This window comes from Lentiprolixibacter aurantiacus (assembly GCF_026241225.1).
GTDB lineage: Bacteria > Bacteroidota > Bacteroidia > Flavobacteriales > Flavobacteriaceae > Lentiprolixibacter > Lentiprolixibacter aurantiacus.
In genome coordinates this window covers 1,142,690-1,168,760 of sequence record NZ_JAPFQP010000001.1, presented here as the reverse complement: position 1 = coordinate 1,168,760, position 26,071 = coordinate 1,142,690, and the positions used below count along the sequence as shown (strand labels likewise).

Genomic DNA, 26,071 nt, shown 5'->3' with positions numbered 1-26,071 from the left:
TTCAGTAAAACCGAAGGGTTTTGCTTTTTTAGAAATGAATGTTACCTGCGGGTAAAAACTAATTGTCCGCCTGTATCCAAGTTTTCCACACCAAATTCAACGGCGTTAATGGTCATAGTGTTTCCTGTTATTTGTACCGTAACGGTTACGGTTTCCAGGTTCTCATCTATATAGCTCAAAAGCTCCCCGTCATAAGTATACGTACTTACTTCAATATCGCTCTGAGTGGGACAGGGAATATCCAGTCCTGTACCATCAGGGTTAACATTTATCTCAATATAATTTCCAGAATTTTCCAAAACTACACTAAGGTCTTCATTAAAGGTAAGGGTTATGATATAACACTCCTGGGCCGCGAGAAAATCCAGGATCTGTTTGCCAAACTCTTCATCTGAAGTGGAATTGTTCTCATCGATCTGAAGGGCCGTCAGGTCCCATGTACCCAGAATACCAGAGACATCAGTGGCATCTTCCTTATCTGACGAGCAGGACAACAGCAATGCGGAAGCTATAACTGTGTATACAAACTTTCTTAGCATATCGCAATTTTTATTGGGTTTGTAAATGGGAAAACGAAAACGGAGCAGTAATAGTATGTTATCCTTGAATCTGAATAGGATCGAATTGGCTAAAATTAGTACGGCGGTAATGAGTAGCATTATTGCAAACTAAAGGCGTCTCAAAGGATATGAGGCCTAGTGTGATTACCCAATTAAAAAAGTAAAAATATTGCTAAACAACGGTTTGTATTTCAACTTAATAATTGTACATTTGCAGCCCGTTTGTCGGGATACATGAGTTTAATAAAAAAATATAAGTAGTGGATACGCTTAGCTACAAAACGATTTCTGCCAATAAAACTACTGTGGATAAGCAGTGGGTATTGGTTGATGCCGAAGGACAACCACTTGGACGACTTGCTTCCAAAGTGGCCAAATTACTGAGGGGTAAATACAAAACTAATTTCACCCCACACGTAGATTGTGGAGACAATGTTGTTGTCATCAATGCAGATAAAATCGTCCTCACAGGAAATAAGTGGAACGATAAAACATACATCCGTCACACGGGTTACCCAGGTGGACAGCGAAGCAGGTCAGCACAGGAATTGTTTGACAAACATCCTGAGCGACTGGTTGAGAAAGCCGTTAAGGGTATGCTTCCTAAAAACCGTTTAGGTGCAGACCTTTTTCGCAACCTCAGAGTATATGTTGGAACTGAACACGATCAGGAAGCCCAAAAGCCAAAGGCAATTAACCTTAATGACCTCAAGTAATGGAAGTGATACATAAAATAGGAAGAAGAAAAACAGCCATCGCTCGTGTTTATATTTCCGAAGGAAAAGGAAACATCACCGTTAACAAGCGTGATCTGACTGAGTACTTCCCAACTGCAACTTTGCAGTACAAGGTTAAGCAACCATTCAGCCTTACCTCAACAGAAGGAAATTACGACGTAAAGGTTAATGTATATGGTGGAGGAATCACCGGGCAGGCAGAAGCCGTTAGACTGGCTCTTTCCAGAGCCCTGTGCGAAATTGACGAGGAAAACCGCCAGGTATTGAAACCAGAAGGTTTGCTTACACGTGATCCAAGAATGGTAGAACGCAAGAAATTCGGTCAGAAAAAAGCCCGTAAGAAATTCCAGTTCTCCAAACGTTAATATATGCCGTGTCCTGCCTGGCATAATTGCAGGGCAAAATGTTCATTGATAGTCTTTTAAGACAACAATCTATTGCAGGTACGCCAGGGCTATCACCTGGTAAAAGTACCTGCAGAACAATTTAGTTTAGCATCTAAATGCGGGAGGCTGGCAAAGGCCTACCACTTCCGCATTGCTAAAAATTAAGAACGTAAACTAATTTTAAAATGGCGAAAAAAGCTGAAGTAAAAGACCTCTTGGAGGCAGGTGTACACTTCGGACACCTTACCAGAAAATGGAATCCCAATATGGCTCCCTACATCTACATGGAGCGTAATGGAATCCACGTAATCAATCTTTACAAAACTGTAGCAAAACTGGATGAAGCCAATGAAGCGCTTAAGAAAATAGCGGCTTCAGGCAGGAAGATCCTTTTTGTTGCTACCAAAAAGCAGGCTAAAGACATTGTTGCCGATAAAGTATCGAAAATCAACATGCCCTATATCACCGAAAGGTGGCCGGGGGGTATGCTGACCAACTTTGTGACTATCAGGAAAGCCGTTAAAAAAATGGCTTCCATCGATCGCATGAAGAAAGACGGCACTTTCAATACCCTTTCGAAAAAGGAACGTCTGCAGGTAGACCGTCTCCGTGCAAAACTGGAAAAGAACCTGGGTTCAATCGCAGATATGACCCGCTTACCAGGGGCAATTTTTATTGTTGACGTAATGCGCGAGCACATTGCAGTGAAGGAAGCACAGAAACTCAATATCCCCATCTTTGCCATGGTGGATACCAATTGTGATCCTCGTCCTATTCACTATGTGATCCCTTCAAACGATGACGCATCCAAGTCTATCGATATCATTATGGATTCTGTTACCACTGCTGTTGCAGAAGGACTTGCAGAGCGAAAAGCCGATAAGCAAGCAGAATCTGCTGAGAAGGAAGCAGAAGCCGGACCAGAAGTAGCCAAGGCACCGGTTAAGGAAGTGGCAGTGGCCGAGGAAAAAGTTGAAGAAGCTCCTGCAGCTGCAGAAACGGTTGTAGAAGAAAAAGTTGCTGCTGATGCACCCGTGGAAGCAAAAGAAGCTCCTGCAAAAGAAAAGAAAGAGAGTGCAAAAGCAGATGACCTTACCAAAATTGAAGGGATCGGACCAAAGGGAGCAGAAGCTCTTATCAACGCCGGAATGGATTCTTTTGAAAAGCTGGCCGGAGCCAAACCTGACGCTATCAAGGAAATCCTTACTGAAGCAAGCTCAAGGATGGCCCACCTGGATCCTACATCCTGGCCAAAGCAGGCTAAAATGGCTGCTGACGGAGACTGGGACAAACTGAAGGACTGGCAGGATAAAGCCAAGGCAGGTGTTGAATAAACACCATAAAACAAAACTATTTAAAGGATATAAATTAATTGGAAATGGTTAAGATTACCGCCGCAGAGGTAAACAAATTAAGAAAGTCTACTGGTGCAGGCATGATGGACTGCAAAAACGCACTTGTAGAAGCAGAAGGGGATTTTGAAAAAGCAATTGAAATCCTCAGAAAGAAAGGTCAAAAAGTTGCTGCAAAACGTGCCGACCGGGAATCATCTGAAGGTGCTGCTATCGCCAAGGTTAGTGAAGATCGCACCAATGGTGTGATTATTTCCCTCAACTGCGAAACAGACTTTGTGGCCAAGAACGAGAGCTTTGTTACGCTGGCTAATGAGTTGGCAGAACTGGCACTTGACTTTAACTCAAAGGATGAATTTCTCAAGGCTTCCTTCAACGGACTTTCCGTTGAGGAAAAGTTGATAGAGCAAACCGGAGTAATTGGTGAGAAGATCGAAATAGGAGGCTTTAAAAAGCTGAACGCTCCTTTCGTTGGATCCTATATCCACGCCGGTAACAAAATCGCTACCCTGGTAGGATTGTCTGGTGCTGTTGAAGGTTCTGCGACTGCTGCTAAGGATGTGGCCATGCAGGCCGCTGCAATGAACCCTGTTGCCCTCAACGAAGATCAGGTTGAGCAAAGCGTTATAGAAAAGGAAATTGAAATTGCCAAGGACCAGCTTCGGCAGGAAGGAAAACCCGAAGCTATGCTTGAAAAAATAGCTCAGGGAAAACTGAAGCGTTTCTTTAAGGACAACACCCTGGTAAATCAGGACTTTATCAAAGACAGTAAGCAGAGTGTTGCTCAATACGTTAAGTCTGTAGATTCCAGCCTTGAAATCACAGGATTTGAGCGCGTAGCACTCGGATCATAATTGAGCAATAACAATCATATAAGAGGCCGCCAGATAAGGTGGCCTTTTTTTATTGCCAGTCTCCCTCCTCTAACATAAAAAGCTCGTTTACCGGGACATCAAAAATATCGGATAACTTCAGGGATAATATTGTAGAGGGCGCATACTTCCCCAATTCCATGGCATTAATGGTCTGTCGGCTAACCTGCACCTTAACGGCCAGATCGGCCTGCGTCAATCCCAATCTGGCCCGGTTTATTTTAATGGTATTCTTCATTGCCGGAAGTTGCTTTTAGTTTGCGAATAGACAGAGTAAACCGGATGATAAACAGGTAAAGGATGGTAAACATGTTGAATACCATTACCCAATAAAATGTGAGGTCATAGAGGAATAAAAACGCCAGGACCAGGATGCCGTAATTCCAGTAGGTTGCCCAGACCAGGGATTCCAGGCGTATTTTTGTAATCATTTCATCTTCATCAGGCTCCCTGCTGAAAGCGACCGTTAACCCGCTTAGAATAACAAGTATTCCAAGAATCTCATTGAGGATATTGTTCTCCGTAAAACCAACAAGCTTCTCTACGCCAAAAACCTCATCAATGAAAAAACCCAGAACCTCTACATCTAAAAAAGCAGGTTCCCATTCCAGCAGTAAGGTAACAAAACCCAGAATGGAAGCTGGAATAAAAACCATCCAGCCCAGATTCCTATACTTCGCGTGAAATAAATACTTGGTTTTCATGTTTTATTTTTCTTCAAATGTAAAATGTTTTTTACTTTATGACAAATATTTTTTACTTTTTGAAATGCATTCAGAAGGTTGAATTGAAAAAATAGCAGGAGAATACTGTAATTATTTTTTGCATATATGTACCTGTATCCCCTTGATTTTTTGATTATTTTTGTTCGAAATCAAGCCCAAAAGCATGCAGTATAAACGGATCCTTTTGAAACTCAGTGGTGAAGCCTTAATGGGGGAAAGACAATATGGAATAGACCCCAAACGCCTTGCAGAATATGCGGAAGAGATCAAAGAGGTAGTTGATACTGGTGTTGAGGTCGCCATTGTGATTGGTGGAGGCAACATATTCAGGGGGTTGGCCGGGCAGAGCAATGGGATGGACCGTGTTCAGGGAGACCATATGGGAATGCTGGCTACCATCATCAACGGGCTTGCCCTTCAGGCTGCCCTGGAGGATAAAGGCCTTGAAACCCGTTTGCAGTCAGCCATAAAAATCAACGAAGTAGCTGAGCCGTTTATTCGCAGAAGGGCAATGCGACACCTGGAAAAAGGGAGGGTGGTTATTTTTGGAGGAGGAACCGGTAACCCTTATTTTACTACAGATTCCGCAGCCGTGCTCCGTGCTATAGAAGTAGAGGCAGATGTTATCCTCAAGGGAACCCGGGTAGATGGGATATATACCAGTGATCCGGAAAAAGATAAAACCGCTACCAAATTTGATAAGATATCCTTTACGGATGTTTTGAACAAAGGCCTTAAGGTGATGGACACCACGGCATTTACCCTCAGTCAGGAAAACGAGCTCCCCATTGTTGTTTTTGACATGAACAAAAAGGGAAATCTTTTAAAGATTGTTTCGGGTGAAAATATCGGAACCGTGGTAAATCTGTAATTATATCAGGCAATTATTAACCTCAATAACGTGTGGACATGAACGAAGAAATAGACTTGATACTGGAAACGACCAAAGAAAGTATGGACGCTGCCATTGCACATTTGGAGAAAGAGTTTATTAAGATCCGGGCAGGCAGGGCAAACCCCTCCATGTTGTCGAGCGTTATGGTGGAATACTACGGCTCCATGACTCCCCTGTCTCAGGTATCCAATATCAATACCCCGGATGCGCGGACCCTTTCTGTGCAACCCTGGGAAAAAAGCCTTCTGGGGGAGATTGAAACGGCTATTATGAATGCCAACCTGGGATTTAATCCAATGAATAACGGTGAAACCGTGATTATCAATGTGCCTCCGCTTACTGAGGAAAGAAGGAAGCAACTGGTAAAACAAGCCAAGGCGGAGGCAGAGGATGCCAAGGTAGGGGTGCGAAGTGCCCGGCAGGAAGCCAATAAGGAAATCAAGCATCTGGATGTTTCTGAGGATTTGGAAGCTAATGCAGAGATCGATGTTCAGGAACTAACGGATGCATACATCAAAAAGATAGACGCCCTGCTGGAGTCAAAAGAGGCTGAAATCATGAAGGTATAGCTATACCGCCACCTCCATTTATAACTCATCCCCTAAATAGAGGGCAATTATTGCCACAACCAGGACTACCAGACACAGGACTATTAAGATCTGGTACAATTTTCGTGCCCGGCGCCTGTAACGTTTATGTGGTGTATCTGAGCCCAATCGTGACGCCTTTTCTTAGAGGAAGGTAAATAATATCCCTTTGACGGCATAATTAACCTTATTTTACTGGCTTTGCCGGCCCTTTTCTTGATGCTGCGCTAGGAACACTGTTAGCCATTTTCTACCTTTGCCGCCCGGAATCGGATTAAAATGGTAGCAAAATTAACTCGGGGCTTCTGGCCAAAAGTAGCTCGCATCATCTTGCGAAACAGGATACTTATTCTAGCCCTTATCGCTGCTGTAACCGTCTTCCTCGGGATGCAGTGGCAACACATGCGCTTCTCTACTTCCGAAGCCAATCTTTTGCCAGATGACCACCCCATTAATCTGCAGTACAATGAATTCCTAAATATCTTCGGGGAAGAAGGCAATGCCATAGTACTGGGGGTAAAAGACAGTGCCCTGTTTACACCGGAAAAATTCAATCGGTGGAATATTCTGAGCAAACAATTAGATGCTTTTCCCGAAGTAGATTTTGTCATTTCCACGGATAACCTACAGATACTGAAGAAGGATAACGAAAAACAGGAGTTTGTACTCCTGCCATTTCTGGAAGATGAAGTAGGCAGCCGGAAAGAAATTGATAGCATAACCACTACCCTCTTTAATGAGTTGCCGTTTTATGACAAAGTTCTCTACAACAAGGAAACCAGAACCATCCGAACGGTGGTTTACCTGGATCAGGATATTGTAAATACTTCAGTAAGGAAAGATTTTATCCTCAACGACCTTAGCAAGCTGGTTGAAAATTTTGAGGAAGAAACCCAACTTGATGTCCGGGTCTCTGGAATGCCATACATAAGAACCCTAAATTCACAGAATATCATTGATGAAATAGGGAAATTCATTGGGGCGGCACTGGCTGTAACCTCCCTGATTTTCTTTTTCTTTTTCCGCAGCATTAGGGCTACTTTTATTTCCATTTGTGTAGTGACTATTGGGGTTATGTGGGCCTTTGGCATATTGGGTCTGCTCAGATATGAAATAACCGTCCTGACCGCTTTGATTCCACCATTGATCATTGTAATCGGGATTCCCAACTGTATTTTCCTGATCAACAAGTACCAGCAGGAAGTAAATAAACATGGCAACCAGGCCCTGTCCCTGCAAAGGGTAATTTCCAAAATCGGGAATGCCACCCTGATGACGAACGTTACCACGGCCTCCGGTTTTGCCACTTTCATCATTACCGATAGTAAATTGCTCACGGAATTTGGAACAGTGGCTTCCATCAATATTCTGGGGATATTTATCCTTTCTTTGCTCATCATTCCCATTGTGTACAGTTTTATGGCTTTGCCCAAGACCAAGCACCTTAAACACCTAAATAAAAAATGGATCGATGGATTTGTAAGCTGGATGGAACGCATTGTGCGTGAACACCGCATAGGTGTATATTTCACTTCTGTGGCCTTGCTTGCCCTGAGTATTATAGGGATATACCAGATAGAAATCTCGGGGAGTCCCATAGAAGATATGCCAAAGAAGGCCGATTTCTTCAAGGATATCCGATTTTTTGAGCAGGAATTTGACGGAATCATGCCCGTTGAAATTGTTGTGGATACAGAGCGTAAAAAAGGGGTTATGAAACCTGCCACCCTGAAGCGGATGGACCGCCTGGGAGAGATCATTGAGGAAACCCCGGAACTGTCCAAACCCGTTTCGGTAGTAAACCTCATCAAGTATTCCAAGCAAGCCTTTTACAACGGTATTCCCAGGTATTATCAACTACCCACCGCCCAGGAGAATACCTTTATTATGGATGTTGCCCGGAAATCCCAGGGGAATAGCGAACTTCTGCAAAGTTTTGTGGACAGTACCGGGCAGGTGGCCCGCATCACCACCTTCATGCGGGATGTGCGTACAGATCGTATGGAAGAAATTGAAAGGGTCTTGCTGGAGAACATTGCTAAAATTTTCCCTGATGAACGCTACTCGGTATATATAACCGGCAAGGCCCTGCTTTTCCTGAAAGGGACCAAATACCTGGTCCGAAACCTGTTGTTATCCCTGTCCCTGGCAATCGGGCTCATTGCCCTCTTTATGGCTTATCTGTTCCGATCTTTTCGCATGATCCTGATATCACTGATCCCTAACCTGCTCCCGCTTTTGATAACCGCTGGTGTTATGGGCTTTGTGGGTGTACCTATAAAGCCGTCAACCATATTGGTTTTCAGTATTGCATTTGGAATTTCCGTTGATGACACTATTCATTTTCTGGCCAAGTACCGCCAGGAATTAACGGCAAACAAATGGCGCATAAAGCAATCCGTTTACGCTGCTCTAAGGGAAACCGGAGTAAGTATGTTTTATACCTCCATCGTCCTCTTTTTTGGGTTCTCTGTATTTATTATATCCAGTTTTGGGGGAACCGTGGCTTTGGGAGCCCTGGTATCTGCCACGCTGCTTTTCGCTATGCTGGCCAACCTTATACTGCTGCCTTCCCTATTGCTTTCCCTCGAACGTAGCATTGCCAACAAAGAGGTGCTTAAAAAACCACAGATCGATATTCTTCCCAAGGAAGAACTTCCGGACAGCAACGCCTGATCAAAACCCTCGTATTTCCGGCTATAAAAGAGGTACATACGTTACTTTATTTTTTGATAAGGGTTATCTTTGGAGCTTGAATAAGAAAAATTTGTATGGAGGCATATCGTATAATTGATCTCTTGCACCGGGATTGGATTGGTAAAGAAGTAGTAGTGAATGGATGGGTACGCACCTTTCGCAGCAATCGTTTTATTGCACTTAACGATGGCTCTTCCCAGCGGAGTATCCAATGTGTTGTGGATTTTGAAGCTTTTGATGACAACCTCCTAAGGCAAATCACAACTGGTGCAGCTGTGCGGGTTTCCGGGACTGTAGTGGAAAGCATGGGTCGCGGGCAGGATGTGGAAATTCAGGTAAGGGATCTCTTCCTCCACGGTGGAGCCGACCCGGAGCGTTATCCCATACAGCCTAAGAAACACTCTATGGAGTTCCTCAGGGAGCAGGCCCATTTGCGTGTCCGCACCAATACGTTTGCAGCAGTCATGCGTGTGAGATCGGCCCTTGCATTTGCTATTCACAAGTATTTCAGGGAAAACGGTTTTTACTATTTCCATGCACCTATAATTACGGGCTCAGACGCAGAAGGGGCAGGAGAAATGTTTAGGGTAACAACCCTGGATCCGAAGGATCCGCCATTGACGGAAGCCAATGAAGTGGACTACACCGAGGATTTTTTTGGTAAAGAGACCAACCTGACCGTATCGGGTCAGCTTGAGGCGGAGGCCTATGCCATGGCTCTGGGCAAGGTGTATACTTTTGGGCCTACCTTCAGGGCTGAAAACTCCAATACTTCGAGGCACCTGGCAGAATTCTGGATGATCGAGCCTGAAATGGCCTTCCATGATCTGAAAGACAACATGGATCTGGCCGAAGATTTCATTAAAAATATTCTGAGGTATATTCTGGAGAACTGTGAAGAGGACCTGCTGTTCCTGGAAAAACGATTGCTGGATGAAGAAAAAACCCGTCCGCAGGCGGAACGCAGTGAACTGTCCCTGATTGAAAAACTGAAGTTTGTCACAGACAATGAGTTTAAAAGGATCCCATACACAGAGGCTATTGATATTCTGAGAAACAGCAAACCCAATAAGAAGAAGAAGTTTCAGTTCCCCGTAAATGAATGGGGTGTGGATCTCCAAAGTGAACACGAACGCTACCTGGTTGAAAAGCATTTTAAATGCCCGGTAATACTGTTCGACTACCCTGCCAGGATCAAGGCCTTTTATATGCGCCTCAATGATGACGGCAAAACCGTTGGTGCCATGGATATCCTTTTCCCGGGTATTGGGGAAATCGTTGGCGGATCACAGCGGGAGGAACGCCTTGATGTGCTGGAAAAACGCATTGCAGAAATGGGCATTGATGAAAAAGAACTGTGGTGGTATCTGGACTTGCGCAGGTTTGGAAGTGCGGTCCACAGCGGTTTTGGACTTGGATTTGAACGGCTTGTTCAGTTTGCTACAGGCATGGGTAACATTCGAGACGTAATTCCATTCCCCAGAACCCCGCAAAATGCGGAGTTTTAAAATACTTATGTAACTTTATGAGGAAGGTTGATCTGTTACTCAAATGCTGAAACAACACTTACAGTTTAAACTTGCACAAAAGCTAAGCCCCCAACAGATCCAATTAATGAAGCTAATTCAACTGCCTACCCAGGCATTTGAACAGCGGCTTAAACAGGAATTGGAAGAAAACCCTGCGCTTGAAAGCGGCAAGGAAAGCCTGGAAATGGAGGACGAGTACAGCGATTCCCTGGATGGGGATATGGATAGCGAAACCATAGACACGGAGGATATCAATATTGATGACTATCTGAGTGACGATGAAATCCCGGATTACCGTACCCAAACCAGCAATTACAGCCCGGACGAAGACGAAAAGAGCATTCCATATGCTGCTGGTGTTTCCTTTAACCAGTACCTGATGAATCAGCTCAACACCATATACCTCAATGATGAGGAGTGGGCCATTGCTGAATTCCTGGTTGGTAGTGTTGATGAAAGTGGCTATATCCGAAGGACCATACCGGATATCATGGACGATCTGGCATTTACCCAGAATGTGTATGTAGATGAAGAGGCTATAGAACATGTGCTGAAAGTTGTACAGGAACTTGATCCGCCCGGAGTGGCAGCCAGGTCACTGGACGAGTGCCTCATTATACAATTGAAGCGAAAACCCCCCACCCCTTCCATAGAACTGGCCCTGGAAATCCTGGACAAATCCTTCGAACACTTTACTAAAAAACACTATTCCAGGCTTCTTCAGAAACACGGTATTGAGGAAGAAGAGCTAAAGGAGGCCATAAGCGAAATTGAAAAGTTAAATCCCAAACCCGGAGGGTCTTACTCGGGTGGAAATAAGATTATTGAACATATCGTCCCGGATTTTTCCATAAAGATTGTTGATGGGGAACTGGAACTGAACCTTAACGCCAGGAATGCACCGGACCTCCATGTCTCAAAAGAGTACAACAATATGCTGGAAGGCTATAAAAAGTCCAAGGAGCGAACAAAGGCCCAGAAGGACGCAGTACTCTTTATCAAACAGAAACTGGACGCGGCCAAATGGTTTATAGATGCTATACGGCAGAGACAACAGACATTGTATGTAACCATGAAGGCTATTATGGACTATCAGCGGGAATATTTCCTGACCGGGGACGAGCGCAAGCTCAAACCCATGATCCTGAAAGACATTGCAGACACCATCCAAATGGATGTTTCCACAGTCTCCAGGGTGGCCAACAGCAAATATGTAGACACCCCATATGGCACCAAATTGATTAAGGAGTATTTCTCAGAATCCATGAAAAACGTGGAGGGTGAGGACGTGTCAACCAGGGAGATCAAGACTATTCTTGAAAATGTTATCGGGGAGGAAGACAAGAAAAAACCACTTACAGACGACAAACTAGCCAGGATACTCAAAGAGAAAGGGTATCCCATCGCCAGGCGCACCGTGGCCAAATATCGGGAACAGCTCGGAATTCCAGTAGCCCGACTCAGAAAACAGATTTGATGAAACTGTTCCTGAAAGTACTGTCTTACTTTTTCCACCCACTGTTCATCCCGATAATGGGTACACTTTCTTATTTTGTGATCACCCCCAAATACACCCCAAGGGAAATACAGAACGGGAATATCCTCCCCATTTTTATTCTCACGGTGATTATCCCCATAATTATTTATTTCATACTGAGGACCCTGGGAGTGGTTAGCAATATTTTCCTCCCCAAAGTGGGGGAAAGAAAGTATCCCCTGATTATTAGCCTCGCCTTATTATTGATGATTGTAGTCAAGGTAATCCCCAACAATTATATCATAGAGCTGTATTACTTTTTTCTTGGGTTAATAGCGGCCACATCTTCTTGCCTTTTACTGCTCTTCCTGAATTTTAAAAGCAGCCTGCATATGATGGGTATGGGCACCCTGCTGATGTTCCTGACAGGCCTTAGCATACATTTTGAGATAAATATTACCATCGCTATAAGTGCTGTTACCCTGGCTGCAGGACTGGTTGCCACAGCACGACTCTATTTCCAGGCACACAGCAGGTCTGAGATATTCATCGGATTTCTTTTGGGGATGATCTCTCAGCTACTAACTTTCAAATTCTGGCTTTAGCGGGCTTAAAACCGGGAGATCACAGAATATAGAAGATTATCCCTATGCTCATCGGGGTGAGGGAAAGCGTCTCACCGGTATCCAGAGTTGTATTCTCTTCAAAGAAATCGTTCAAGGAATAGTACAAGTGGAAATTGAATGTATTGTAGCCAACATTGAGCACCAGGCCATAGCGGAAGTTTTCAGTATCCCGGTTGTAAAATGAGTCCTTATAGCCTTCTGTGACCAGCTTGGACCGTGTTCCCACAATATAGCCCAGTTTAAATCCGGTGTATATCCGCCAAAAACGGTGTTCTGTTGCCGTGGAATTCCGCCAGCGGATCTCCAGGGGCATTTCAATAAGGTGGGTTTCTATCTTATTTCTTTTATAGGAAAAGTTCTCATCAAACACCCGGTAGGTAATTCCATTGTCAGTTTCTATAGCCTGTATGTTGTTATAGTATGAATTTACGGCATATCCCAGTCCGATGCCAACGCCAAAATTGCGCTCCTTGTTCAGCGGGATATCCTTTATAAACCCGGCCTGTAATCCATAGGATAAGTTTTGTTGTGTTACCGTTTCCGGTTTGTTCAGCAGGAGGTTATAGGTCAATCCAATATAGAACTGGTCTTCCAGGTATTTGCTCTGCTTAATGGTCAGAGAATCCTGGGCAAACAGCGCAGTGGATAACAAACAGGCAAAGATTAACTGAAATGTCCTGAACATGGTTATTAAAGGTACTTATTTCCAATAGCTTCCCCACAAAAAAACGCTCCAAATATTACATTTGGAGCGCCTCTAACCTTGTTTAAGTTTGTATTATATTCTCCCTTTACTGGAGATTTCGGAAGGCATCCCCTTCATAGGTAGTGTAATTTACCTTAAGGGCATTTACCTTTCTCAGTTCTTGTTTTATATCCGAGATAAGTCCCATATTGGCCTCCTTATCGACTTTAAGAGCCGTGGTAAGCACATTCTGAAGTTCCTGAGGCTTCTTAGCTCTTTCCATCAGAATGAAATCACCCACTTCAGAAACATTGGCGAACTTATCGTTCAATTGGATTTTAGGCTCTGTACCGAATACCTTCTGATACTCCCGGGTTGGTTTTCCCACATAAATATACAGGACCCGGTCTTTCTTCTCCAGTTTCTTAACCTCCGTTGCATTAGGCAAGGTGTTTTGTACCATAAGAGAACTGTCTTTCATGGTGGTTACTGTCATGAAGAAGAACAAAAGCATAAATACAATATCTGGCAACGAAGCCGTAGATACTGCGGGTACATCCCCATCCTTTTTCTTATTGAATTTAGCCATAATTGATACTTAGCTTTTGTTAGTTACTCGCAGACGTTTCAGCTTCGGACAGTTTTTGCGGGAATAAATCCTGCACTGCCTTTACTTTGTCTTTCAGATCGTCCCGAATACTGGCAGGCGTTTCCGGATTGAGAAATTCAGCTTCCATTTCCGTAAAGTTTCTGCCATACAGGCGTTGTGCTTCCCTGTTCCGCAATTCGTTATAGGCTCCTACCAGTTCATTCTGAACAGTGATATAGGTAGCATATTTGGTTTCGCGGTCGTTCTTAAGGGAGATAATTGCCTTTGTAGGATTATCCGAAGAACTGGCGTCTTTGCCTCCCCTGCAATAGTTACAGGTTCCGTCACCACCGTTATCCAGAAACTCAACAGCTCTAGCTCTAAGATCCCTGAGGTCCAACAGCTCTTCTTCCACGAGAAGCTGGCCATTTTTATTAATGTTTACGGTGAAGATATTCTTCTGTTTAATTACCACATCCTGATCTGGTGGTTCAATTGGAGGCAGCATACGATCCAAACCTGCGTCTGTTTCAATGGTGGTGGTCACCAGGAAAAAGATCAGCAAGAGGAAAGCGATATCTGCCATTGAGCCCGCATTTACTTCCGGTGGTCCTCCTCTTCTAGGCATAACTTTTCTTTTTATTTACTAAATACTTTCTTCACTCCTCCCCAGGCCATTGATGCAACAGCGATGATTACCAGGAAGAAAAACACGTTCAAACCTGCACCGATGTTCTTAACAACATCCGTAGTGGTTTCTACACCTCTGCTTGACATGGCTTCAACGGTACCGTCCTCTCCATCGGAAAGGGCGTATGCAATAAATACTACAACCGCGAATCCAGCAACAAGCATCAAAGTCTTTTTGAGGCTTTTAGGGTTAGAAAAATAAGCGCGGATCGCAAACAATATACTTGATGCGACTGCAATTCCTAATAAGAGGTACATGATCATAAACATGATATTCATTGGTCCACTCTCGATAGCCTCAGAAACGGGCATATCCTTGCTGGGCAACTGATACCACATAATTGCAGCCACAACTCCTATAACGGCAAGAACGATTTTTACAATTTTGTTCATAATTTGTTCTTTAAGAGTTCAACTTATTTCTTGTGGTCTACCAGCATATCGATCAAAGTGATCGAAGAGTCTTCCATATCGTTTACGATACTGTCGATTTTAGCAATGATATAGTTGTAGAAAATTTGCAGGATAATAGCTGTGATAAGACCGAATACTGTAGTCAAAAGAGCTACCTGGATGTCACCTGCAATCAGGGAGGCACTCAGGTTACCAACAGCACTAATTTTCTGGAAGGCCTGGATCATACCGATTACCGTACCCATGAATCCAAGCATGGGAGCAATTGCGATAAACAGAGATAACCAGGAAACGTTTTTCTCGAGCTGTCCCATCTGAACTCCACCGTAAGCAACAACAGCTTTTTCAGCAGATTCTACACTCTCACCTGCACGGTCCAGACCCTGATAGTAGATAGAGGCAACGGGCCCCTTAGTGTTACGGCAAATTTCTTTTGCAGCTTCAATTCCTCCGGAAGCCAGTGCATCTTCAACTTGCTGCTTGAGCTTAGCTGAATTAGTACTTGCCAGGTTCAGATAAATAATTCTTTCTATTGCAACCGCAAGACCTAAGATCAAACAAAGAAGTACAATTCCCATGAAGCCTGCGCCCCCCTGAATGAATTGCTCCTTCAATACCTGCGTAAATCCTTTGGCTTCTTCCGCTCCGGCTTCATCCTGTAACATCACCATTGCTGTGTTGACTGTAGCTGACATATTGGAGATTGCAGCTGTTGCCTTCGCGCTCACTGTATTTGTACTTAGGACAAATAACCCGGCCATAGCCAGGATCGAGAATAATCTTTTCATTTTTTCAAACTTAAATTTAGTTAGTTAATAGGGTTAAAGATAAAATAAAAAATACAATTAAAAAATTAAAACTTGGCGGCAGAAATGCATACCTGAACCTCATCAAATCCCATAAAAATAGGCGGTTCTGCGCCTTTACCCCCAAGGAATACACTTGCAGAGAGGAAGGGATTCGAACCCTCGATACACTTTTGGTGTATACACACTTTCCAGGCGTGCGCCTTCGACCACTCGGCCACCTCTCTATTCCTTATAAACAGGGCGTCCAAGAAACAAAAAAATTATTATTTAATAAAATTTTCCCGCGTTAATTTTAGGACATTTCCCCCCTTAAAGGGGTTTCAAATATGGTTTTAAATGCTTTGCGGGATACCTTGCTGCCAAGCAGGTACATGAGCTTGGTGATCGCAGCTTCTGTAGTGATGTCTCCCCCATCTATGATCTGCATTTCCCTGAGTGCCAAACTGGTCTTGTAACGACCCATCATAACACTACCCCCGGGGCATTGGGTAACATTTACCACATGAAGGCCCTTTTCAAGCGCTCTCTTTAGGGCCTTTAACATCCAGGCCTCGGTGGGCGCGTTCCCCGCTCCATAAGTCTCCAGGATCAGGGCCTTTAAACCTGAAATATTCAACACCCCTTCAAGCAGGTTCCTGCTCATCCCCGGAAAGAGTTTGAGAATGGCCACGTTGGCATCCAGGTCCTTGTGTACCTTAAACTTCTTCCTTGGAGTAGTTTGCCAAAGGTACTCCCTGTTTATCCTGAGGTGCACCCCGGATTCGGCTAAAGCAGGGAAATTAGGGGATCCGAAAGCCTGAAAATGCTCGGCGTTAAGTTTGGTAGTCCTGTTGGCCCGATAAAGTTTATATTCAAAATACAATCCAACCTCCTGTATTACCGGTTTATTATTTTCCTTAAGCGAGGCGAGCTGTATAGCCGTTATCAGGTTTTCCTTGGCATCCGTTCGCAGGTCTCCTATAGGAAGCTGGGATCCTGTAAAAATGACCGGCTTTCCCAGGTTCTCCAGCATAAAACTCAGGGCCGAAGCTGTATAGCTCATGGTATCGCTTCCGTGAAGTACAACAAAACCGTCGTAATTGTCATAGTGCGTTTCGATCAGAGTGGCAATAGCTGTCCAGTGCCCGGGGTTCATTTCAGAGGAATCTATTGGTTTTTTGAAGGAAACACTATCAATATGGCAGCCCAGTTGCCTGAGTTCCGGAATCTGTTCTACCACCTTCCTGAAGTCAAATGCCTTGAGCACATCCGATTGGTATTCCTTTACCATTCCAATGGTCCCTCCAGTGTAGATGATGAGTATGTTAACCTTTTCGTTCATATACCAACTTCTTCAATTGCGGTACATGAGTACCGATTTATTTTACATTCCAAAAACAGCCCTGGAGTTTACCGTGGTGATACGTGCTATTTCTTCCCCGGGTATGTTGTAAAGGGTGGCCAGTTTATCAATGACCTGCCTAAGATAGCTGCTTTCGTTTCTTTTTCCGCGATAGGGCACTGGCGCCAGATAGGGGGAATCCGTTTCGAGTACAATATGCTCCAGGTCGATCTGATCAATAAACTGGTCAATCTTTCCATTTTTGAAGGTAACCACACCCCCTATCCCCAGCTTCATATTGTATCCAATAGCCCTATGGGCCTGTTCCAGGGTTCCGGTAAAACAATGGAAGATACCCCTTAAATCATTCCCTTTTTCCTCTTCCAGTATTTCAAATATCTCATCAAAGGATTCACGGCAATGAATAACAATGGGCAATCCATATTCTTTAGCCCACCGTATCTGGATCCGGAAAGCTTCCTGCTGTTGCCTGATAAAAGTCTTATCCCAGTACAGGTCGATACCGATCTCACCCACAGCGCAATAATTACCATGATCAAGCAGGGTTTTAACATGTTCCAGCTCCTGCCTGTAATTTTCCTTCACATGGGTGGGATGCAGGCCCGCCATCAGAAATACCTGGTCTGGAAAGGCCCCTTTCAGATCGAGCATGGCCTGTGTGTATCCGGAATCAATAGCAGGAATAAAGAATCGTGAAACCCCTTCTGCATTTGCCCGGCTCATGACCGCTTCCAGGTCTTCCTCAAACGCCTCCAGATAAAGATGACAATGTGTGTCCGTAATAACCATGGAACAAAAATAGGATTATCTTTGTCAAAATAACCGATTATGGCCAGTCTCAGGAAGTTTCTGGAAAAGAAAAACTACGTCAGAATTCCCCTGGTATATACTGCCACAAACCATTTTGAATTGAGGGCCAAAATCAACGGGCAACCCGGGCGTTTCATTGTTGACACGGGTGCATCCAATACCTGTGTAAGTTTCGATAAAATAGATTACTTTAAGCTCACCACAAAAGAGTCCGAAGTAAAGGCTGCAGGTGCCGGAGCTACTGATATGGCCACACTGATTTCTTCAAAGAACAAGCTGGAGATCGGTGCCTGGACAAAAAACAAACTCAAACTGGTGCTCTTTGACCTGGTCCACGTGAATGAAGCCCTGGTAGCCCATGAGGCCCTGCCGGTTGATGGCATCATAGGGGCAGACGTCCTGAAAAAGGCAAAGGCTGTTATTGATTATGATAAAAAGTGCCTGTATCTCAGGTTAAACCCCAAAAAAGAAATGTCCTCCAAAACATAATCTCAGAGGACACATTCCATTTCTTTTAATCCTTCTCCTAAAGTTCCAGTGCCTTTTTCACGTTCCCTTCCATCAGGATTTCCACTGGATTTTCCAGTGCTTCCCTAACCGCAACCAGGAAGCCAACAGATTCACGCCCGTCAATAATGCGGTGATCATAGGAAAGGGCCACATACATTATGGGAGCTATGGCTACAGCCCCATTTTTCACCACAGGCCGCTCTACAATGTTATGCATTCCGAGTATACCACTCTGAGGGGGGTTGATGATGGGGGTGGAAAGCATAGAACCGAATACCCCTCCGTTAGAGATAGTAAAGGTTCCCCCTGTCATCTCATCCACGGTAATTTGTCCATCACGCGCCCGTATCGCAAGCCTTTTCACTTCGGCTTCAATACCGCGGAAAGTAAGGTTCTCAGCGTTTCGTATAACGGGCACCATCAATCCTTTCGGACCGGAAACGGCTATGCTTATATCACAGAAATCGTAGGTGATCATTTCCTTGCCGTCTATCATTGAATTCACGGCCGGGAATAATTGCAGGGCACGGATAACAGCTTTGGTAAAAAATGACATGAAACCAAGGCTTACCCCATGCTGTTCCTTAAATATTTCTTTGTATTCCTTTCTAAGCTCGAATATTGCAGACATGTCTACCTCGTTGAAGGTAGTAAGCATAGCAGTCTCATTCTTGGCAGACACCAGCCTTTCTGCGACCTTCCTGCGGAGCATGGAAAGTTTTGTCCGGCTTTCGCCCCTGCTTCCCCCAGTGGGTGTTCCCATAGCCGGAACGGCTTTCACTGCATCCTCCTTGATGATCCTGCCATCCTTGCCTGTGCCCTTTACCGTAGCCGGGTCAATACCTTTCTCGTCAAGGATCTTCCTAGCGGCCGGAGAAGCCGTTCCCGTAGCATAGGTAGAAGCCGTTTCTGACTCTGCTGAAGAAGTGGTTTTTTCCGGTTCTGCCGCCTTTGGCGTTTCTTCCACTTTAGCTTCTCCATTAGCGTCTTGGACTGCAGCACCTTCCGGCTTTTTTGCACTGGTATCAATCAAGCATACTACCTGCCCCACTGCAACTGCATCGCCCTCCTCTGCCTTCAGGGTAATAATACCGCTTTCCTCAGCGGGAAGTTCAAGAGTAGCCTTGTCCGAATCCACTTCAGCAATAGCCTGGTCCTTTTCTACATAATCGCCATCACTCACCAACCATTCGGCTATTTCCACTTCAGTTATAGATTCCCCTGGAGAGGGAACCTTCATTTCTAAGATCATGAGTTATCCTTTTATCAATAATTAAATTAATTCGTGTTTTTTACAAACTGTTCCTTGACCGGCAGGTAATCTACCTGCAACTGCCCGTCTACCAGTATGCGTTCAAAAAAAAGCTTGCCTCCTATCGCATCATTCATTTCCAGAGTATTCTGCAAACTCAGGTGCAAATGAGGTTCGGTTGAATTGCCCGAATTGCCACATTTTGCCATAAGTTCACCCTGTACCACTTCCTGACCTTCTTCCACTATTATCGAACCTTCCTGCAGGTGGGCAAACAGGATAAATTCCCCGAGGTCAGTTTGCAAAACTAGGGTATTTCCCGTTAGGTCCCTCGGGTTCACTTCTCCAGGGATGTTATCAGGCACCCCATCTATTACCTGTACTACCCGTGCATTGCAGGGGGCAATAATGTTTTTTCCAAAAGCAAAATAGCTTTCATTTTCTTTTGGATCTCCGTCAAAAGAGGAGCCATCCTTCACCATGAGCAAATCATAAGCGTATTGCTGGCTCATTTCCCTTACATGATAGTTCTGGGCTTCGGTTGTACCTCCCCAGTACACAAACCACTCCTCTTCGAAGGGGAGTATCACAGGAGTGGAATTGCGTTCAATAACAGGTGTTCTCAGGGGTTTTGGCGGCGATAGAAACAAGCCGTTAATCTGGTTTTGCCCGTTGAGGGAAAGCACCAAATCAGCAACAGAACGGTCAAATTCCACCCGATAAACGTGTGCACCATCGCGAAAGCCTACAAAGCCCATTGTTTTGATATCCCCGGTTAGGCGGTTCACATTTTCCCTGAAAAAATTCCGGGTCTCCATAAGCGTGAACGCCTTTTTCATCCCTGTATCATAAAGCTCATAGATGCCATCGTAATTGGTACTGTTGTACATATCAGAAAATACCTGAGCCATTCGCGCATAATTTGGCAGTTCTTCCTGTGCACAAAGGCGGAAACATCCCAACAACATCAATATGAACAAAAAATGCCTCACTTCTTCCCGTATTCACTCTGAGTGACCTTACGCGTCATATTATCTTTGCTCTTATCGAATACATAGTCAATTACCTGCTGGTGCCTCATTCTTGACCTTACTGCACTACCAGCAGCCGGTGAAGCATAGAACCTTCTGGAGGCCACGCGGAAATTCCGGGCTTCATCAAGGTGGGTGAAGAAGTGCGTCCAGGCACCCATATTACGCGGCTCCTCCTGGGCCCATACCCAATCATCGGCCTTGTTGTATTTTTTCAGCAACCTCCTGATGTCTTCATCAGGCAGCGGGAAGAGTAGCTCCAATCTAACCAGTGCAACATCATCACGCCCGGTTTCTTCCTTAACAGCCAGTAAATCGTAATAAAACTTCCCAGTACAGAATACCAGGGATTTTATCTTTTCAGGGTCGGCAGTGGCATCATCAATTACCTTTTGAAAGGTGCCATTGACAAACTCATCTACGGAGGAAACGGCCCGGGGATGGCGCAACAAGCTCTTAGGGGTAAACACGATAAGGGGTTTCCTGAAACTGGCTTTCATCTGTCTTCGCAGCAGATGGAACATATTGGCCGGGGTGGTACAATCGGCTACATACATATTATCCCTGGCACATAACTGCAGATAACGCTCCATTCGGGCAGAGGAGTGTTCTGCTCCCTGTCCTTCATAACCATGGGGCAGCAACATTACCAGGCCGTTCTGAAGTTTCCACTTGTCTTCGGCTGCGGATATGTACTGATCTATCATAATTTGGGCCCCGTTGCTAAAATCCCCGAACTGGGCTTCCCAGATCGTAAGTGTATTGGGGCTTGCCATGGCATAACCATAATCAAAGCCAACAACCCCGTATTCCGAAAGCAGTGAATTGTAGATCTGGAACCTGCCCTGCTTTTCCGAAATATGATTCAGCAACATAACTTCCTCTTCACTTTCCTCTACCTTCATTACCGCATGGCGGTGTGAAAACGTTCCACGTTCCACGTCTTGTCCCGACATACGAACGCTATAACCCTCTTCCAGAAGAGTTCCATAGGCGAGTAATTCTCCCATGGCCCAGTCCAGCTTGTCGGTTTCAAAGAACATCTTCCTCCTGTCACTAACCAGCCTTTCAACCTTGCGGAGGAATTTTTTGCCTTCGGGCAATTCAGTAATGGCACGGGCAATGGCCGACAAATGTTCCCTGTCAAAAGAGGTATCCACATCATCCATCATTTCCCATTCCCTTACCCTCCTGTAACCACTCCATTCATCTTCCATGAAGGGAGTTATTACGGTTTTATCTTCTTTCCTGGAATCTTCCAGCTCCTCTTCAAGGCTGTCTTTGAATTGCTTTTCCAGCGACTTCACATAGTTCTCATCAATAATACCTTCTGCAATTAGCTTCTGGGCGTAGATATCCCTGGGATTGGGGTGTTTTGCGATTATTTTGTAGAGTTTTGGCTGGGTAAACCTGGGCTCATCACCTTCGTTATGCCCGTACTTTCTGTACCCCAAAAGGTCCAGGAATACATCGCGCTTAAATCGCATGCGGTATTCCAGGGCAAAAAGGGAGGCGTGCACCACAGCTTCCACATCATCTGCGTTAACGTGAAGCACCGGGCTTAGTGTTACCTTACCCACATCCGTGCAATAGGTAGATGATCGTCCGTCCAGGTAGTTGGTTGTAAAACCGATCTGGTTGTTTACCACAATGTGAATGGTGCCATTGGTACGGTACCCTTCCAGCAAGGCCATTTGGACCACTTCATAGGCAATGCCCTGTCCGGCAATGGCAGCGTCACCATGCACAACGATTGGCAGCACTTTGGAAAAATCATCCGGATAATGCATGTCCTGCTTGGCACGGGTAATACCTTCAACCACAGCTCCCACTGTTTCCAGGTGAGATGGGTTCGGAGCAATATTCATGTTGATCTTGTTCCCGTTATCGGTATTACGCACGGAAGTCCACCCCAGGTGATATTTTACATCCCCGTCAAAGATTTCCTGTTCGTAGTCCTTGCCATCGAATTCACTAAATATATCCTTGGCAGATTTTCCGAAAATGTTGGTAAGCACATTCAGTCGACCGCGGTGGGCCATCCCCATTACAAACTGTTTCACCCCCATATCCGCTGCGCGCTCTACAATTGCATCCAGTCCGGGAATTAGGGATTCGTTCCCTTCAAGAGAAAATCGCTTCTGCCCCACATATTTGGTGTGCAGGAAGGATTCAAAGGACACAGCCTGATTGAGTTTTCTGAGGATGTGCTTTTTCTGATTAACCGTGAAGTCCGGCTGGTTGCTGTTTACGTTTAGTCGGCTCTGGATCCACTGTACATGCTCCGGATGGCGAATGTACATGTATTCTACACCAATGGCATCGCAATAAATTTTTTGCAGGTGCAGGATGATATCACGTAAACTGGCGGCTCCGATATTAATAATCTCACCGGCATTGAAAACAGTGTCGAGGTCTGCCTCTGACAGACCAAAATTTTCTATGGCAAGTGTAGGGGAATATTTTCTTCGTTCCCTAACCGGATTGGTCTTGGTAAACAGGTGTCCCCTGCTTCGGTAGCCATCAATCAAACGAACTACCTGGAACTCCTTATGAAAGGATTCCGGAACTTCTATCTGCTCTCCGGTAGGCAGGGTTACCGTGGTTTCAGCAGGTGCAATGCCAGCCTCGTCCAACGCACTTTCCATACCGAAGTCGAATCCCTGGAAAAATGCCCTCCAGCTGGGTTCTACACTATCCGGATTAATCAGATATTGGTCATATAGCTGTGCAAAAAAAGAAGTGTGGGCCGTATTCAGAAAGGAATATTTGTCCATAGCAAAAGGGCTGCTTTCGTAGATTCAAAATTAATGTCAAAAATACAACAATAAATAGTTACCTCATGAGGCACAAGGACACAAAATCAACAGTTTCAGGAGCGGTAATGGGCTTTAAGCCATACTTTTTGCCATTCCCTCCTCAGAATTAGGAAAGAAAGTTGTCCGGCAACCTCCACTGCATCCGTAAGTTTAAGATCCTTCAATGCGCTTTCGGGCACATCTATGAGGTACATCAGATTCAGGTAATCATCGAAGTGCTCAAGTAGCAGCACGTAGAGTTTTTCCTTAAGGGCTGCCAACAGTTCTTCAGGGGTCATTTCCTCATGAAAAGACGCCAGGATATTGGCCCTTCCAAAATCCCTGGACAATTGATTGATCAGTGCTTTATAAAGCGCCTTTGCAGAGGCACCCTGCAAAAGGCTAAGGCTGTTCTCAAATTCCGGGAGCTTGTCTTTGGAGTTTGTCATAAAACCCGGGAATAATGGCTCTAGATATTGCGGATCTTCCGTTCCCAGTCCCAGGCCGATTTCATGGCATCATCCAGGGTAGAGATTGCCTTCCAGCCCAATTCTTCATTGGCCCTGGTGGTATCCGCATAAGCACTGATGATATCGCCTGGACGCCTATCAGCGATGACGTAATTCAGGGAACGTCCTGAAACCCGTTCAAAACTTTTGATCACTTCCAGCACCGAACTGCCTTTGCCTGTTCCAATATTGAACACTTCGTAATTCTCCTTCTGCTTTCCATTGAGAATGCGCTGAAGGGCTACCACGTGGGCCTTTGCAAGGTCTACTACATGAATATAATCCCGTATACAGGTACCGTCCGGAGTAGGGTAATCATTCCCAAAAACCGAAAGTTTTTCGCGAAGTCCGGCTGCTGTTTGTGTGATGAAAGGCACCAGGTTCTGGGGCACGCCAATTGGCAGCTCCCCAATATCTGCAGAGGGATGCGCTCCAATGGGATTGAAATAGCGCAGGGCCACTACCTTCAATTGTGGTATTACCCTGCAGCTATCCCGGAGGATCTCTTCCCCTATTTGCTTGGTATTCCCGTATGGGGATTCGGCCGGTTTAACAGGTGCGTCTTCAGTAATTGGCATTTTATCTGCCTGTCCGTAGACCGTACAGGACGAACTGAATATGAAGGGAGCTTGTTCCTTACTGCCCAGACATTGAAGAAGGTAAACCAGTGTGTTCAGGTTATTCTCATAATACAAAAGGGGTTTCTCAACACTTTCGCCCACCGCCTTGGAAGCTGCGAAATGTATAACCCCTCCCAGATCAGGGTGTCTTTCAAAAAACCCTAGGACATCATGCTTTATCCTGAGGTCCAGTTTTTCAAAAAGAGGACGGACGCCACTAATGGCGGATATCCCGTCCAGTACATTTTCTGAAGCGTTAGAGCAGTCGTCTATAATGACCACTTCAAACCCCTCTGCCTGTAATTCAACTACCGTATGCGAGCCTATAAAACCAAGGCCTCCGGTTACTAGTATTTTCATTTAATAACTGATATTATCCAGGATAATTAACCATTAACCGCTTCAATTATTGCACTGGTGATAAAGGAAATCTGCTCGTCGTCCAGTTCCGTATGCATTGGAAGGGAAATCACTTCAGTAACCAGCAGATTGGTTACCGGGAAATCTGCTTCATTATATCGGGTATCTTCATACGCTTTTTGCCTGTGCAGGGGAATTGGATAGTATATCCCAAAAGGTATTCCTTTTTGTTTCAGGTGCTCTGCTACTTTATCGCGTTTCCCATTGGTAATTCTAAGTGTATACTGGTGAAAAACATGGCAATCGCAGGTATCGCAAATACCCTCGCAACCCCTTACTGTTTTCGGCACAACGATATGTTCCTGACCTGCAAATGCCCTGGAATATTTCCTGGCTGCTTCCCTGCGCTGGCTACAATAAGTATCCAGATGAGGAAGCTTGGCGTTTAAGACTGCTGCCTGTATAGAATCCAGTCTGGAGTTCACCCCTATTACGTCGTGGTGGTAACGCTCATACATTCCGTGGTTTACGATACCCCTGATGATATGGGCAAGGTCGTCATCATTGGTAAAAATAGCTCCTCCATCCCCGTAGCACCCCAGGTTTTTTGAAGGGAAGAAAGAAGTTGCACCTACATGGCCGATGTTGCCTGCTTTTTTCTTGCTGCCGTCCCTAAACTGGTGATCGGCCCCAATGGCCTGGGCATTGTCCTCAATTACATACAGATTGTGCTTTTCTGCAATCTCCATGATCGCATCCATATCTGCACATTGACCAAAGAGGTGTACCGGAACAATAGCTTTGGTTTTTGGTGTAATGGCCTTTTCAATAGCAATAGGATCAATATTAAAGGTATATGGATCCACATCAACCAATACCGGGGTAAGTTGCAATAAGCCAATCACTTCCACCGTTGCTGCAAAGGTGAAATCGGCAGTAATTACCTCATCTCCCGGTTTGAGGCCCAGACCCATCATAGCAATCTGAAGGGCATCTGTACCGTTGGCACAGGGAATTACATGTTTTACCCCCAGATAGGCCTCCAGTGCAGCCTGGAATTCGTGCACCTTGGGTCCATTGATAAAAGCAGCTGAATCGAGGATCTGGTTTATGGATTCGTTGACCTCATCCTTTATGCCCTGGTACTGGCCAATCAGGTCAACCATCTGTATCTTTTTCATAGATGGAGTTTGTAATTACAATATTACA

The 26,071-nt window shown here is 45.0% G+C and carries 27 protein-coding genes and 1 tRNA gene; 11 read left to right on the top strand and 17 right to left on the bottom strand.

What is annotated here, in order from left to right:
- Positions 1-41 precede the first annotated feature (41 nt).
- A complete protein-coding gene (locus OO016_RS05270) occupies positions 42-539 on the bottom strand; it encodes a lipocalin family protein (RefSeq protein WP_266011418.1) in 498 nt (165 codons plus the stop codon).
- 281 nt (positions 540-820) lie between these two features.
- Here OO016_RS05270 and rplM point away from each other — a divergent pair, with 281 nt between their 5' ends.
- From rplM to tsf, 4 genes are all read left to right on the top strand, one after another.
- Complete coding sequence (rplM, locus tag OO016_RS05265; RefSeq protein WP_266011417.1) at positions 821-1,276, top strand: 50S ribosomal protein L13; 456 nt, start codon at positions 821-823, stop codon at positions 1,274-1,276.
- A complete protein-coding gene (gene rpsI, locus OO016_RS05260) occupies positions 1,276-1,662 on the top strand; it encodes a 30S ribosomal protein S9 (protein ID WP_266011415.1) in 387 nt (128 codons plus the stop codon). Before rplM ends, rpsI begins: the two co-directional genes overlap by 1 nt.
- A gap of 206 nt (positions 1,663-1,868) precedes the next feature.
- Positions 1,869-3,017: a 30S ribosomal protein S2 gene (rpsB, locus tag OO016_RS05255; protein WP_266011413.1), complete on the top strand. Its 1,149-nt coding sequence runs from the start codon at positions 1,869-1,871 to the stop codon at positions 3,015-3,017.
- Between the two features lie 44 nt (positions 3,018-3,061).
- Positions 3,062-3,889 carry a translation elongation factor Ts gene (gene tsf, locus OO016_RS05250; RefSeq protein WP_266011411.1) on the top strand — a complete coding sequence of 276 codons (828 nt, stop codon included), beginning with the start codon at positions 3,062-3,064 and terminating at the stop codon, positions 3,887-3,889.
- A gap of 49 nt (positions 3,890-3,938) precedes the next feature.
- Here tsf and OO016_RS05245 read toward each other — a convergent pair whose 3' ends face one another.
- Positions 3,939-4,145 carry a helix-turn-helix transcriptional regulator gene (locus OO016_RS05245; protein ID WP_266011409.1) on the bottom strand — a complete coding sequence of 69 codons (207 nt, stop codon included), beginning with the start codon at positions 4,143-4,145 and terminating at the stop codon, positions 3,939-3,941.
- Entirely contained in the window at positions 4,129-4,611 is a 483-nt protein-coding gene (locus OO016_RS05240) for a hypothetical protein (RefSeq protein WP_266011407.1), read from the bottom strand. The genes OO016_RS05245 and OO016_RS05240 overlap by 17 nt, the downstream gene beginning before the upstream one ends.
- A gap of 184 nt (positions 4,612-4,795) precedes the next feature.
- On the opposite strand from OO016_RS05240, the gene pyrH reads away from it, so the two are divergent.
- The 6 genes from pyrH (at position 4,796) to OO016_RS05210 (ending at position 12,422) form a co-directional block, all read left to right on the top strand.
- Positions 4,796-5,503 (top strand): UMP kinase, encoded by a 708-nt coding sequence (gene pyrH / locus OO016_RS05235; protein WP_266011405.1) that lies wholly within the window; start codon positions 4,796-4,798, stop codon positions 5,501-5,503.
- A gap of 38 nt (positions 5,504-5,541) precedes the next feature.
- Positions 5,542-6,096 (top strand): ribosome recycling factor, encoded by a 555-nt coding sequence (gene frr, locus OO016_RS05230; RefSeq protein WP_266011402.1) that lies wholly within the window; start codon positions 5,542-5,544, stop codon positions 6,094-6,096.
- 297 nt (positions 6,097-6,393) lie between these two features.
- Positions 6,394-8,790 carry an efflux RND transporter permease subunit gene (locus tag OO016_RS05225; protein WP_266011400.1) on the top strand — a complete coding sequence of 799 codons (2,397 nt, stop codon included), beginning with the start codon at positions 6,394-6,396 and terminating at the stop codon, positions 8,788-8,790.
- A 95-nt stretch (positions 8,791-8,885) separates the two neighbouring features.
- Positions 8,886-10,319, top strand: coding sequence for an asparagine--tRNA ligase (gene asnS / locus OO016_RS05220; RefSeq protein WP_266011399.1), 1,434 nt, complete (start codon positions 8,886-8,888; stop codon positions 10,317-10,319).
- A 43-nt stretch (positions 10,320-10,362) separates the two neighbouring features.
- On the top strand, positions 10,363-11,817 hold the full coding sequence (gene rpoN, locus OO016_RS05215) for an RNA polymerase factor sigma-54 (RefSeq protein WP_266011398.1): 1,455 nt from the start codon (positions 10,363-10,365) through the stop codon (positions 11,815-11,817).
- Complete coding sequence (locus OO016_RS05210; protein ID WP_266011396.1) at positions 11,817-12,422, top strand: hypothetical protein; 606 nt, start codon at positions 11,817-11,819, stop codon at positions 12,420-12,422. The genes rpoN and OO016_RS05210 overlap by 1 nt, the downstream gene beginning before the upstream one ends.
- 19 nt (positions 12,423-12,441) lie before the next feature.
- Here the strand turns inward: OO016_RS05210 and OO016_RS05205 are convergent, their stop codons facing one another.
- From OO016_RS05205 to OO016_RS05170, 8 genes are all read right to left on the bottom strand, one after another.
- A complete protein-coding gene (locus OO016_RS05205; RefSeq protein ID WP_266011394.1) occupies positions 12,442-13,128 on the bottom strand; it encodes a porin family protein in 687 nt (228 codons plus the stop codon).
- Between the two features lie 106 nt (positions 13,129-13,234).
- On the bottom strand, positions 13,235-13,717 hold the full coding sequence (locus OO016_RS05200; protein WP_266011392.1) for an ExbD/TolR family protein: 483 nt from the start codon (positions 13,715-13,717) through the stop codon (positions 13,235-13,237).
- Between the two features lie 19 nt (positions 13,718-13,736).
- Positions 13,737-14,345, bottom strand: a complete 609-nt coding sequence (locus tag OO016_RS05195) for an ExbD/TolR family protein (protein ID WP_266011390.1) — start codon at positions 14,343-14,345, stop codon at positions 13,737-13,739.
- Positions 14,346-14,356: 11 nt separating this feature from the next.
- Positions 14,357-14,800: a hypothetical protein gene (locus tag OO016_RS05190; protein ID WP_266011389.1), complete on the bottom strand. Its 444-nt coding sequence runs from the start codon at positions 14,798-14,800 to the stop codon at positions 14,357-14,359.
- Positions 14,801-14,823: 23 nt separating this feature from the next.
- On the bottom strand, positions 14,824-15,609 hold the full coding sequence (locus tag OO016_RS05185; protein ID WP_266011388.1) for a MotA/TolQ/ExbB proton channel family protein: 786 nt from the start codon (positions 15,607-15,609) through the stop codon (positions 14,824-14,826).
- Positions 15,610-15,766: 157 nt separating this feature from the next.
- A tRNA-Ser gene (locus OO016_RS05180) sits at positions 15,767-15,854 on the bottom strand.
- 68 nt (positions 15,855-15,922) lie between these two features.
- Complete coding sequence (locus tag OO016_RS05175; RefSeq protein WP_266011387.1) at positions 15,923-16,951, bottom strand: asparaginase; 1,029 nt, start codon at positions 16,949-16,951, stop codon at positions 15,923-15,925.
- A gap of 42 nt (positions 16,952-16,993) precedes the next feature.
- A complete protein-coding gene (locus OO016_RS05170) occupies positions 16,994-17,761 on the bottom strand; it encodes a TatD family hydrolase (RefSeq protein ID WP_266011386.1) in 768 nt (255 codons plus the stop codon).
- A 39-nt stretch (positions 17,762-17,800) separates the two neighbouring features.
- Between OO016_RS05170 and OO016_RS05165 the strand changes: the two genes are divergently transcribed.
- On the top strand, positions 17,801-18,271 hold the full coding sequence (locus OO016_RS05165) for a retropepsin-like aspartic protease family protein (protein WP_266011384.1): 471 nt from the start codon (positions 17,801-17,803) through the stop codon (positions 18,269-18,271).
- A gap of 37 nt (positions 18,272-18,308) precedes the next feature.
- Here the strand turns inward: OO016_RS05165 and odhB are convergent, their stop codons facing one another.
- From odhB to OO016_RS05135, 6 genes are all read right to left on the bottom strand, one after another.
- A complete protein-coding gene (odhB, locus tag OO016_RS05160; protein ID WP_266011383.1) occupies positions 18,309-19,544 on the bottom strand; it encodes a 2-oxoglutarate dehydrogenase complex dihydrolipoyllysine-residue succinyltransferase in 1,236 nt (411 codons plus the stop codon).
- A 26-nt stretch (positions 19,545-19,570) separates the two neighbouring features.
- Complete coding sequence (locus tag OO016_RS05155; RefSeq protein WP_266011382.1) at positions 19,571-20,455, bottom strand: peptidoglycan DD-metalloendopeptidase family protein; 885 nt, start codon at positions 20,453-20,455, stop codon at positions 19,571-19,573.
- 77 nt (positions 20,456-20,532) lie between these two features.
- Positions 20,533-23,352 carry a 2-oxoglutarate dehydrogenase E1 component gene (locus OO016_RS05150; RefSeq protein WP_266011381.1) on the bottom strand — a complete coding sequence of 940 codons (2,820 nt, stop codon included), beginning with the start codon at positions 23,350-23,352 and terminating at the stop codon, positions 20,533-20,535.
- A gap of 95 nt (positions 23,353-23,447) precedes the next feature.
- Positions 23,448-23,822 (bottom strand): hypothetical protein, encoded by a 375-nt coding sequence (locus OO016_RS05145; protein ID WP_266011380.1) that lies wholly within the window; start codon positions 23,820-23,822, stop codon positions 23,448-23,450.
- A 20-nt stretch (positions 23,823-23,842) separates the two neighbouring features.
- Positions 23,843-24,862: a UDP-glucose 4-epimerase GalE gene (gene galE / locus OO016_RS05140; RefSeq protein WP_266011379.1), complete on the bottom strand. Its 1,020-nt coding sequence runs from the start codon at positions 24,860-24,862 to the stop codon at positions 23,843-23,845.
- A 26-nt stretch (positions 24,863-24,888) separates the two neighbouring features.
- Positions 24,889-26,043, bottom strand: coding sequence for a DegT/DnrJ/EryC1/StrS family aminotransferase (locus OO016_RS05135; RefSeq protein ID WP_266011378.1), 1,155 nt, complete (start codon positions 26,041-26,043; stop codon positions 24,889-24,891).
- Between the last annotated feature and the right edge of the window lie 28 nt (positions 26,044-26,071).

Bases quoted from the DNA above. Each gene is read 5' to 3' on its own strand.
- odhB (WP_266011383.1), bottom strand. From the start codon at position 19,544: ATGATCTTAGAAATGAAGGTTCCCTCTCCAGGGGAATCTATAACTGAA.
- OO016_RS05155 (WP_266011382.1), bottom strand. From the start codon at position 20,455: ATGGCTCAGGTATTTTCTGATATGTACAACAGTACCAATTACGATGGC.
- rpsB (WP_266011413.1), top strand. From the start codon at position 1,869: ATGGCGAAAAAAGCTGAAGTAAAAGACCTCTTGGAGGCAGGTGTACAC.
- OO016_RS05240 (WP_266011407.1), bottom strand. From the start codon at position 4,611: ATGAAAACCAAGTATTTATTTCACGCGAAGTATAGGAATCTGGGCTGG.
- rpsI (WP_266011415.1), top strand. From the start codon at position 1,276: ATGGAAGTGATACATAAAATAGGAAGAAGAAAAACAGCCATCGCTCGT.
- OO016_RS05270 (WP_266011418.1), bottom strand. From the start codon at position 539: ATGCTAAGAAAGTTTGTATACACAGTTATAGCTTCCGCATTGCTGTTG.
- OO016_RS05245 (WP_266011409.1), bottom strand. From the start codon at position 4,145: ATGAAGAATACCATTAAAATAAACCGGGCCAGATTGGGATTGACGCAG.
- OO016_RS05185 (WP_266011388.1), bottom strand. From the start codon at position 15,609: ATGAAAAGATTATTCTCGATCCTGGCTATGGCCGGGTTATTTGTCCTA.
- galE (WP_266011379.1), bottom strand. From the start codon at position 24,862: ATGAAAATACTAGTAACCGGAGGCCTTGGTTTTATAGGCTCGCATACG.
- OO016_RS05150 (WP_266011381.1), bottom strand. From the start codon at position 23,352: ATGGACAAATATTCCTTTCTGAATACGGCCCACACTTCTTTTTTTGCA.
- OO016_RS05190 (WP_266011389.1), bottom strand. From the start codon at position 14,800: ATGAACAAAATTGTAAAAATCGTTCTTGCCGTTATAGGAGTTGTGGCT.
- OO016_RS05225 (WP_266011400.1), top strand. From the start codon at position 6,394: ATGGTAGCAAAATTAACTCGGGGCTTCTGGCCAAAAGTAGCTCGCATC.
- OO016_RS05165 (WP_266011384.1), top strand. From the start codon at position 17,801: ATGGCCAGTCTCAGGAAGTTTCTGGAAAAGAAAAACTACGTCAGAATT.
- asnS (WP_266011399.1), top strand. From the start codon at position 8,886: ATGGAGGCATATCGTATAATTGATCTCTTGCACCGGGATTGGATTGGT.
- OO016_RS05175 (WP_266011387.1), bottom strand. From the start codon at position 16,951: ATGAACGAAAAGGTTAACATACTCATCATCTACACTGGAGGGACCATT.
- OO016_RS05135 (WP_266011378.1), bottom strand. From the start codon at position 26,043: ATGAAAAAGATACAGATGGTTGACCTGATTGGCCAGTACCAGGGCATA.
- OO016_RS05145 (WP_266011380.1), bottom strand. From the start codon at position 23,822: ATGACAAACTCCAAAGACAAGCTCCCGGAATTTGAGAACAGCCTTAGC.
- OO016_RS05200 (WP_266011392.1), bottom strand. From the start codon at position 13,717: ATGGCTAAATTCAATAAGAAAAAGGATGGGGATGTACCCGCAGTATCT.
- OO016_RS05195 (WP_266011390.1), bottom strand. From the start codon at position 14,345: ATGCCTAGAAGAGGAGGACCACCGGAAGTAAATGCGGGCTCAATGGCA.
- OO016_RS05205 (WP_266011394.1), bottom strand. From the start codon at position 13,128: ATGTTCAGGACATTTCAGTTAATCTTTGCCTGTTTGTTATCCACTGCG.
- pyrH (WP_266011405.1), top strand. From the start codon at position 4,796: ATGCAGTATAAACGGATCCTTTTGAAACTCAGTGGTGAAGCCTTAATG.
- tsf (WP_266011411.1), top strand. From the start codon at position 3,062: ATGGTTAAGATTACCGCCGCAGAGGTAAACAAATTAAGAAAGTCTACT.
- OO016_RS05170 (WP_266011386.1), bottom strand. From the start codon at position 17,761: ATGGTTATTACGGACACACATTGTCATCTTTATCTGGAGGCGTTTGAG.
- rpoN (WP_266011398.1), top strand. From the start codon at position 10,363: ATGCTGAAACAACACTTACAGTTTAAACTTGCACAAAAGCTAAGCCCC.
- frr (WP_266011402.1), top strand. From the start codon at position 5,542: ATGAACGAAGAAATAGACTTGATACTGGAAACGACCAAAGAAAGTATG.
- OO016_RS05210 (WP_266011396.1), top strand. From the start codon at position 11,817: ATGAAACTGTTCCTGAAAGTACTGTCTTACTTTTTCCACCCACTGTTC.